Below are 8,894 nucleotides of genomic sequence, written 5' to 3' on the forward strand. Positions count from 1 at the left end.
CTTCTTTATTTTGCCAAGCACTTAATATTTTCTGTCTTATATCAATCGAATATGCTGCTGCCATACATCTCAATTATTTTATTTTTTTTACATCTTTAAAGTTTACCATCTTTGTACCGCGTTTGATCTCAAACTGCTGTAACTCTACAAAAAACGCTGATTTATCCTCACAGGACAAAATTAGGTAATCACATCTTTCAGATTCTTTAATTAAGCACCCATCAACCCTAATCTTACAAATTTCTTTACCGTTATTATTGGTGACTCTATACTCTTGTTTATTCCCAGAATCTTTGACAACTATGGTTTTTCTTGAATCACAAAATTCCTGACATTCACTTTCTCGAAAAAAATCGTTACACATAGTTATTCATCCAGATTGAATAAGTCATTAAATTTGTCATTAATTATACTGGATGCACTATCTATTTTTTCCGCTTGAATTAATTTTAGTTCTTCATCAATAATTGATTCATAGCCATTTTCTGAGATGAAGTAAGCTGAAATGCGATCAGGATCAATCCAACTTTTACTATTAACAATACTTTCTACGGCTTCTCTTTCATCACCAACTTTATTTTTACCCACTTGGTGAGCATATAAAAGATTGTTAAACGATGATAAAATATAAGGACTATGAGTAGTTATAATTATTTGATTGTTGTAAACATTTGCTAATAATCCAATCAGTTCTACAATATCACTTTGGGTTTCCGGATAAAGGTGTGCTTCCGGTTCTTCAAAAACCATAAATACACTCGTTCCATCTAAAATATATCGAAATATCAGCAATAAAATCCAGACAGATTCTTGTTGTCCTGAAGAAGCATATTGTAGTTTAACATATTGGTTATTTTTAAAATAAATTCTTTCTTGATCAATATCAGCATTAAATCTATATTCACCTTTGAGGATTTTTTTTAATAGTCTTGATAAATCATCACCTAGATTTAAAGCGGCATCTTTATTTGCAATGAGAGTATTTAAGTCATCAGTAAAGTAAGTTTTTAATAAATTAATTCTCTCTACAAAAGATTTGGTAAAATAGTCTAATGTATCTGGATTTTTGATTTCTTGAAGTTGATCTGTTAATGTAGACATTAAACTTCTCCCAGCAGGAATAAATACAGGAGAGTGTGTTTCTTCAAATATTTTATCAATACGTGATTTAAAATAATTAAACTGTAATCTTTTGTTTGATTCTAGTTCTCGTAATTCTTCTAATGATTTAAATGGATTATGTTGTTCTTGAGAAATAATTTTATAATTTAAAATTTCTGTAATTAGCAAGTTTAATTCATTTTCTAAGGTAAAACTGAATTTTACATCTAAATTATCTTCGGATTTATAAATTGTTATTTGTTTTTCACTTGAATATTGATATGTACTTCTAAATTCTGCACAATCTGGTTTTAGCCCAAAATATTGGACAAAATTGAATTTTATAAACCTTAATAAGTCATTATATCTATGATCATTTGGCAAAAAAGATGCTAGATTATCTCCATAGATATAATTAAGTATTTCATCTTTAAGAGACTTAAATAGAAAAATAGATCTACTAATTGTACTTTTGCCACTTGCTTGGGGTCCAATTAACAGCATTATATTCGTAACATCAGCCTCAAATTTTTTCACTGGTCCAAAATTTTCTATAGAAATTCTTTGCATAATTATGGTGTTTTGATTGAGATTCAAAAATAAAAATCACTATGAACAGTTTAACAAAAATTTGATGACAAATGAACTTCGTACTCAATTAGGAATGAATTCTATTCCTGAATTAGCAGTTAGATAAAATAGAATAGCACAAAATAAAACATGAATTGTCTATTTTGTCAAGATACCGCAGATTGCAGATTAATGAGGTACAGGATCTAAATTCAAAGCCAGACAGCAAGCCAGTTTTACTCCCGACTCCTGACTCGGTGACTCCTGACTTCTTTAGATTCATGTAATTATTTTTTTATTTTTATGAGAGTGCTGTAAAATTTATTTAACATTAAGTAAAGAAAGATAATAAGGAATCACTTCATGCCTTACACAAACGAAGAGGGTGGTCTTCTCAATAACTTTGCTAAAGAACCCAAGGTTTATCAAGCTGAACCACCAACAAACTCTCAAAAGCGTAATTATATTATCTTAGGAATTGCAGCACTGCTTTTAATTGGAGGGGTAATTTTTGTCGCTTTCACTGTCTCTAATGTTAGCTAATTGGAAAACTGTCCTTTAAATATTAGCCTTTCCTGATTTCAGGTTCTTATTTTGATCAAGAGCCTGATTTTTTGCTATAATGGCAAAATACAAGTATAATTATAGTCTTTTTTGTTGACATTCTAGCCCGTAAAACTTGATTCATCCTGAAAAAGAGAGCATCTCCGTGAAAATCCAATTTATGAGATGTGACATTAATATTTAATTTATTCAGTCAGGATGTATACAGAAACAAGGGGTAAAACCCAACTAAATACAAGCGTGAATGAAACCGTACACACAGAAAACATTGGTTTGAATCGGCAAGTATATCAACGCCTAAAACTTGCTCTGAGTCTGGGTTTACGTAGACAAATTTTATTTGCTATATGTGATGATTTACATTTAAGAAACCGGATAGCAGCACGCTTGCACTCAACCCTTGCTTATCCAGTAGGCAAAGTTATATATCAAAGAGCCAATGTGGGAGACTTTAGTACACCAGCTTATCCACGATTGGTGACAATACGCTTAAATTTAGGTGATCCTAATCCCATCGCACAAATTAACCAATGGTTAGCTAATTACCCACCTCCACTGGTTGGAGGTTCAACGGAGAATCCTGGCCGTCCTTTACCAATTCCAGAATTTCAGATTGTGGGGGTGGAAATGCTGACGAAAGAACCAGTCGCAGTCCAACGGTTGTTTTTGAATTATCTGCGTTTGAGTGAACAACATTTATTGGGTGATGAATCTAGTCGTTTTTTAGAATCTAGTTTGTTATTTTGGGTTTCTCGTCCTTGGTTGTCAGCAATTCAGCAATCAGCACCCAAATTTTGGCATTGTCGCACGGGTGTATTTGTATTTGAGGGAGAACCGACACCAACTATAGATAATAGGGGTTATTCAGAAGTTGTGGCTGACTCCCGTAGTTTAGAACGAGAGAATTTAGATCATTTAATTGTGAATGAGGAAAAAATTTCTCCAGATATAAAATTCACAAATAATCCTGATTTACCTTTAACGACAACTACAGATTTAATTACAGAAATACCAGAACCATCTCCTGTTCCCTCTCCTCAAATTACCAAGAATCAGAGCGAAGTTACCTTATCTCATATTAATCAGGAGTTACAAGGATTAATTAAGGCAACAATAAATGCTGATGATAGTGAGCAAATTCAACAAATACTGGGGGAGATTGAACAGTTACATATTCAAAAGGCTAAGGGAGAAGAGTTAGGGATAGCTTATCAGAATCTGGGGAATTTCTATCGGTTGCAGATTGAGCAAGGACGAGCAACGGTGGAAAATTTGATGATCGCAATTCTAGCTTATCAGGAGGCTGTTAGTTATGATGAAAGTTCTCCACAACTTCCAGATGTTTTGAATGATTTGGGGACTCTTTACTGGATGTTGCACCGGATTCCTGATAATTCTGAAGAAGCAAAGATTTATATTCAGCAAGGGATAGATTTTTATAAGTTAGCGCTCAAGTTAATTGCAGGTGATACGCAGCCGGAAACCTATGCTCGTATTCAAAATAACCTGGGTACTGCCTATGGTGATTTGGCTAGGTTTGCTGACGCGGTGGAAAACTGGAATTTGGCGGTTGTGGCTTATGATGAGGCGTTGCGTTACCGACAGGAGGATATAGAACCTTTAAAATATGCTGCTTGTCAGAATAATTTAGGTACAGCTTACTGGCATCTAGGACAGTATAATCAACCTGTGGAACATTTGACAAGGGCGATCGCTGCTTATAAATTAGCAGTTATTCACTATCAACCGACAGATGAACCCCTAAAATATGGCATGATTCAAAATAATATTGGTACTGCTTATTGGAATCTTTCCCAGTATGCACAACCAGTAGAAAATCTCCGGTTAGCAATTCAGGTTTATAATGAAGCACTAAAATATCGAACATCGGCTGATGTTCCCCAAGCCTATGCTGCTACTCAAAATAATCTGGGTATCGCTTACTGGCATTTAGCAAATCAGCCGCAAACAACCAAGGAAGATCAACAAAAACTTATAAAATTATGTATTCATGCCTATGAAGAAGCTGTTAATATAGCTCACTCACTTAGTAGTCTACCTTTAAATTTTGATTTATATGTGACACACAATAATTTAGCATTAGCTCATCATGATTTAGTGACAAATTTATCTTTTAATGGTGACAAAAAAACCCTATCTCAACATTTAGAAGCTGCTTTAGAAAATCATTTACACGCGCTGAGTGGATTTGAGAGAAAAACGGAAAACTATCAAACAACAATCGGTTATATTGTTAACACAATTCGGACTTTTCACAATGAGTTAGGAATTCAAGGACAAAATTTAGCTTTGTCTAAACTTCCAGGACAATTACTACCAGATGTTTTGCCGAAGTTGTAATAGGAAATAGGGAAGATTTAAAGGTGTTTTTTCTTTTTTAATTTTTCATTTTGAATTAATTTATTTGCCAATTTTATGAAAGAAATAATTTTAGGGGTTCGCAATCTACAAGTTGAATTTATCAGTGATAGCAGTAAAGTAAAAGCTATTGATGATATTAGCTTTCAGCTACATCAGGGTGAAACTTTAGGAATAGTGGGAGAGTCGGGAAGTGGAAAGTCAGTTACGGCTTTAGCAATTATGGGTTTGTTGCAATATCCGGGAAAAGTAAGTGGAGGGGAAATTTTATTTTCTCGGACAAGTGGAAAACCGTTGAATTTATTAACATTATCACCTGACGAAATGCAGCTTTATCGAGGTGGTGATATTGCGATGATTTTTCAAGAACCAATGAGTTCTTTAAATCCGGTTTATAGTATCGGGTTTCAGTTGCAAGAAGCTATTATGCGCCATCAAAATGTGAATGCAATTGAAGCAAAAAAAATTGCGATCGCCGGCTTGCAAGAAGTTAAACTTTTACCTAGTGATGAACAAATTGAGGAACAGTATCTTGATCATGATTTGTCTGTTTCAGGTAGCTGGAAATTGGCACAGTTAGTGAAAGAACACAAAGAAGCTATGCTGGAAAGATATCCACATCAGCTATCTGGCGGACAATTGCAACGGGTCATGATTGCAATGGCTATTTCCTGTAATCCATCTGTGTTAATTGCTGATGAACCAACTACAGCCTTAGATGTAACTGTACAGGCGACAATTTTATCATTGTTATATGAACTGCAACAAAGCCGCAATATGGCAATGATTTTTATTAGCCATGACTTGGGTTTAATTTCGGAAATTACTGACCAAGTAGCAGTGATGTATAAAGGTAAAATTGTCGAATATGGTGCAGCAGCACAAATTTTCAATAACCCCCAACATCCCTATACTAAAGGACTTGTGGCTTGTCGTCCGAGTCTGAATCGTCGTCCCCACAAACTACTGACTGTTTCTGACTACATGAATGTGATAGCCGATGAATTTGGAGGAGTAACAATTCAGACTAAAGAACCTGCACAACCAGCGGAAATTACTGAAGAAGAGATTGACGCAAGATTAGCAAATATTAGTTCAAAACCACCTCTGTTGAGCGTGAGTAACCTGGAAGTTGGGTTTCCAGTCAGGGGAGTATTTGGCAGTACAAAACGTTACCATAAGGCTGTAAATGGGGTTTCCTTTGATGTTTTTCCGGGAGAAACCTTGGGATTGGTGGGAGAATCTGGTTGCGGTAAAACTACTTTAGGTAGAACGTTGCTGCGATTAATCGAACCGATGAGCGGTAAAATATTATTTAATAAACAGGATATTACGCACTTGACTGGGAAAAGTTTGCAGCATTTACGACGGGAAATGCAGATTATTTTCCAAAATCCTTTTAGTTCACTCAATCCCCGGATGAAGATTGGGGAAGCGATTGTAGAACCTCTGTTGATTCATGGGGTGGGGAAGTCGAAACAACAGCGACAAGCTAGGGTAGTGGAATTGTTGGAACGGGTGGGTTTAAGTGCGGATGATATGAAAAAATATCCTCATCAATTTTCCGGTGGTCAGCGTCAACGGGTTTGTATTGCTCGCGCTTTGGCTTTAAATCCTAAGTTTATTATTTGTGATGAATCAGTCTCAGCTTTGGATGTGTCTGTGCAAGCGCAAGTTTTAAATTTATTGAAAGAATTACAGGCGGATTTTCAACTAACTTACATTTTTATTTCCCATGATTTAAGTGTAGTCAAATTTTTGAGCGATCGCATTTTGGTGATGAATCAGGGGAAAATAGTTGAGTCTGGTCCATCTGAAAGTATTTATCTCCACCCCAAAGAAGAATACACCCAAAAATTAATCGCTGCAATTCCTACAGGTAGTCCCGAAAGGATCAAAAATCGGCACAATTAAAAAATTCCCAACCCAAAACAGTAGCTTTTTGTCACCAGATATATATATACTACGGCTAGTACATCGGAAAATAGTAATATACGATATATACTGATGTCATTATACACAGGTAAGCTGGCAACATCTACAAATAACTCTCAACAGCATTTTACCAGGCGATCGCTATTGCCAAGTAAAAAAGGTGCTTTGTGGCGAATAGAATCTGGTTTCGTGATGAATTATACCTATCTGGAAGATGGGACAACAGTAGCTTTAGGGTTATGGGGTCCTGGAGATACAGTTGGGGAACTGCTATCCACAATGAAACCCTATCAGATTGAGTGTTTAACCAATGTAGAAGCAACTGTTGTACCTGTAGATGACTGGAATCAACTAACAAATACTTTGCTTGATCACATTCAACAAGCAGAAGAATTAATGCTAATTCGCAGTCATAGAAAAGTAGAAACTATGCTGATGCAATTATTAGCATGGTTATCCAAAAAATTTGGTTCAGAAGTAGAAAAAGGACGTTTAATTGATATGCGTCTGACTCACGAAGATTTAGCAGCATTGATCAATTCTACTCGTGTAACTATCACTCGTGTCTTGGGACAATTAGAACAGGAAGGATTAATTGATAGACTTTCTCTGCACCGGATTATGGTGAAACAAGATGATATTTGGTATTACGAAATTTAATCATAAAAATTTTATTAAATAGGGAGATATGATTAAGATATAATTGTTTTAACCTTAAAATCTTTCCTATATCTTGTGCTTTATCTAAGGCTTGACGCGCTTTGCTGGTTTTGGCAAGAACGGCACTAACGAGAATATTTGTATCTAAAACTAAATATTGTTTACGGTTCATTAATTATTGATTCTAAAATTTCTGGTGTTAAGCCTCTAGCAGTTGCTCTATCGCTGATTTCGTCCATAATCTTTCTGAGAAAATCAATGTCATTTTCTTTTTCTTTTTTGAGTAAAAGGCTAACAATGGCACATCTACGAAACGATAAAAATCAGTAAACCAAACAGTGGCGATCGCCGGTGAGAGTCCTGAAAGCGATCGCCTATTGAGAACGTAAACTATGAGCGATCGCTGAAGGCATCGCTAAACGAGAATATTCACCATTACCCTATAAATCTTTATCCAAGTGGCGTAAATAATTAAAAAATCGTATTTTTATCAGAAAGATTAATTTACCAGCAGTTTCTGACTGTTCCTGACTATAACCAAGTTTTGTATAGATACCAGCAGCGGCATTTGCTAATTCTGTAAACTCCTCAGCATCATGTAACCAATATATCTGTGCTTGCAGTTCCCCCAACATCACAGCTAAATTTTCATTAATGGTTTTCTTGATAGATTTCCCAGTAATTATACTAACATGATAATTACTTTGGCATTTCCTCTAAGAATTTCTCAGTACCCCCGGTGATTCTTAGAGGAAAATCCCAAAGGTACGTTATTCCGCCAAATATTCTATCACTGCCTCCAAATCTAACATTGCCTGATTAAATCTATTTAACATTGCTTCTGCTACTTCTGGTTCAGCATTAACTTTTGCTAGTTTTTCTCTAAACACACAGTCCAGAGCTTCTATCCACAGTGCTAAATTTATATGTTGGGCTGCTTTTAATAACCCCATATTAGTAAGTACGGACAAATGAAAACCTAGATTATCTTGTCCACCATACCCCATATATCCGTTACTTAGTTCTAGTTTTTGTGGGGTAAATTCTACATATTGGTCAAAGGTGATACCCTTGGGTTCTAATTGTGGTTGTGGTAAAGATGGTTCAGTCATAAAGTTTATCATTGGGGGAAAGTTGAAGAAGTTGTTGTTCAAGTTCTGAAATAACCATATTTTTATTTAGAAGAAACTGGTAACGATATACTGCCAGTAGACTGTATTTTTTTACTGAGTGCTGTAAATTTTCTTATATTTTGTGTAGTATTGCCGTTGTTGATCATGTTTCCCACAGCATGAACTATTTTGTTGGGGACTCCCACAGAACGGTTTTTCCATATTCCAACCAAAAGTAATCGTTCTCTAAGGAAGGGGGCGGTAAAGTGTCCTGAACATACACAAATCCATTCCGCATCGTACCCTTAGCTGTCAATGGTTGCGATCGCGCCTGTAAAATATGACCCTGATGGTTGTTCTGGGTAGTTTGGACAGGTGAGTAATCCGGTAACGTTTTCGATACAAAAGAACTTGGGTTGGATTCTGGTAATGCTTGGTGGTGCAGAAAACCCCTGAAACACCTATAAATAAAGGATTATACCCGAAACAATGGATTTGGGATTTCTCAAGACATCGAACGAGGTCATTGGGTTTCAGCTTCTATTTTAACCCTTCAGGCTTTTCATTGTGAAA

At 35.6% G+C, this 8,894-nt stretch carries 9 protein-coding genes; 4 read left to right on the forward strand and 5 right to left on the reverse strand.

From position 1 onward, the window contains the following. Window positions 1-73 precede the first annotated feature (73 nt). A complete protein-coding gene (locus PN471_RS10565; protein WP_271776815.1) occupies window positions 74-364 on the reverse strand; it encodes a hypothetical protein in 291 nt (96 codons plus the stop codon). A 2-nt stretch (window positions 365-366) separates the two neighbouring features. Continuing rightward, entirely contained in the window at window positions 367-1,671 is a 1,305-nt protein-coding gene (locus PN471_RS10570) for an AAA family ATPase (RefSeq protein WP_271776816.1), read from the reverse strand. Window positions 1,672-2,034: 363 nt separating this feature from the next. Between PN471_RS10570 and psb34 the strand changes: the two genes are divergently transcribed. From psb34 to PN471_RS10590, 4 genes are all read left to right on the forward strand, one after another. After that, window positions 2,035-2,214, forward strand: coding sequence for a photosystem II assembly protein Psb34 (psb34, locus tag PN471_RS10575; protein WP_271776817.1), 180 nt, complete (start codon window positions 2,035-2,037; stop codon window positions 2,212-2,214). A 219-nt stretch (window positions 2,215-2,433) separates the two neighbouring features. Beyond that, the gene (locus PN471_RS10580) at window positions 2,434-4,596 is read left to right on the forward strand and encodes a tetratricopeptide repeat protein (RefSeq protein WP_271776818.1); all 2,163 of its coding nucleotides are present in this window, start codon (window positions 2,434-2,436) and stop codon (window positions 4,594-4,596) included. A gap of 75 nt (window positions 4,597-4,671) precedes the next feature. Beyond that, entirely contained in the window at window positions 4,672-6,528 is a 1,857-nt protein-coding gene (locus tag PN471_RS10585) for an ABC transporter ATP-binding protein (RefSeq protein ID WP_271776819.1), read from the forward strand. A gap of 93 nt (window positions 6,529-6,621) precedes the next feature. Beyond that, on the forward strand, window positions 6,622-7,209 hold the full coding sequence (locus PN471_RS10590) for a Crp/Fnr family transcriptional regulator (RefSeq protein WP_271776820.1): 588 nt from the start codon (window positions 6,622-6,624) through the stop codon (window positions 7,207-7,209). On the opposite strand, the gene PN471_RS10595 is transcribed toward PN471_RS10590, so the two are convergent. From PN471_RS10595 to PN471_RS10605, 3 genes are all read right to left on the reverse strand, one after another. Further along, complete coding sequence (locus PN471_RS10595) at window positions 7,169-7,381, reverse strand: hypothetical protein (RefSeq protein ID WP_271776821.1); 213 nt, start codon at window positions 7,379-7,381, stop codon at window positions 7,169-7,171. The two genes, PN471_RS10590 and PN471_RS10595, sit on opposite strands and share 41 nt — an antisense overlap. A 268-nt stretch (window positions 7,382-7,649) precedes the next feature. Then, a complete protein-coding gene (locus PN471_RS10600) occupies window positions 7,650-7,847 on the reverse strand; it encodes a hypothetical protein (protein WP_271776822.1) in 198 nt (65 codons plus the stop codon). A gap of 132 nt (window positions 7,848-7,979) precedes the next feature. Then, complete coding sequence (locus PN471_RS10605) at window positions 7,980-8,321, reverse strand: hypothetical protein (protein ID WP_271776823.1); 342 nt, start codon at window positions 8,319-8,321, stop codon at window positions 7,980-7,982. Window positions 8,322-8,894 lie beyond the last annotated feature (573 nt).

This window comes from Aphanizomenon sp. CS-733/32, assembly GCF_028330045.1.
GTDB classification, from domain to species: Bacteria; Cyanobacteriota; Cyanobacteriia; order Cyanobacteriales; family Nostocaceae; genus Dolichospermum; species Dolichospermum gracile.

Bases quoted from the DNA above. Each gene is read 5' to 3' on its own strand.
- psb34 (WP_271776817.1), top strand. From the start codon at position 2,035: ATGCCTTACACAAACGAAGAGGGTGGTCTTCTCAATAACTTTGCTAAA.
- PN471_RS10580 (WP_271776818.1), top strand. From the start codon at position 2,434: ATGTATACAGAAACAAGGGGTAAAACCCAACTAAATACAAGCGTGAAT.
- PN471_RS10565 (WP_271776815.1), bottom strand. From the start codon at position 364: ATGTGTAACGATTTTTTTCGAGAAAGTGAATGTCAGGAATTTTGTGAT.
- PN471_RS10605 (WP_271776823.1), bottom strand. From the start codon at position 8,321: ATGACTGAACCATCTTTACCACAACCACAATTAGAACCCAAGGGTATC.
- PN471_RS10595 (WP_271776821.1), bottom strand. From the start codon at position 7,381: ATGAACCGTAAACAATATTTAGTTTTAGATACAAATATTCTCGTTAGT.
- PN471_RS10590 (WP_271776820.1), top strand. From the start codon at position 6,622: ATGTCATTATACACAGGTAAGCTGGCAACATCTACAAATAACTCTCAA.
- PN471_RS10570 (WP_271776816.1), bottom strand. From the start codon at position 1,671: ATGCAAAGAATTTCTATAGAAAATTTTGGACCAGTGAAAAAATTTGAG.
- PN471_RS10585 (WP_271776819.1), top strand. From the start codon at position 4,672: ATGAAAGAAATAATTTTAGGGGTTCGCAATCTACAAGTTGAATTTATC.